The following is a 229-nucleotide window of genomic DNA, read 5'->3' as shown; positions in this document are numbered from 1 at the left end:
CCGCCAAGGGGCACCAGATTTCCACGCGCAAAGTTCTCAAGGACGCGCCGTGGCAGATCGTGATCTTTTCCCTGGCTTGTGCCCCTTGGGGGTTGCTCGCGGGCTCGATGGCCATTGATGCACAATTCACCCCGCTGCAAGCCCAAGGGTTGTCCGCCATCGTGTTCGCCGGCGCGGCTCAGTTGGTGGCGATCGGCATGGTCAAAAGTGGCGCCAGCCTGATCTCTAT

At 61.6% G+C, this 229-nt stretch carries 1 protein-coding gene; it reads left to right on the top strand.

Features of this window, described 5'->3' with window-relative positions; genetic code table 11:
* Positions 1–229: AzlC family ABC transporter permease (locus tag AC0L20_RS42050; RefSeq protein WP_473296001.1), on the top strand; the 229-nt coding region annotated here is incomplete at both ends.

It is taken from the genome of Bradyrhizobium sp. Kon58 (assembly GCF_055807455.1).
Note: the sequence above shows the minus strand (reverse complement) of the source record. Positions and strands in the feature narration are given on the sequence as shown.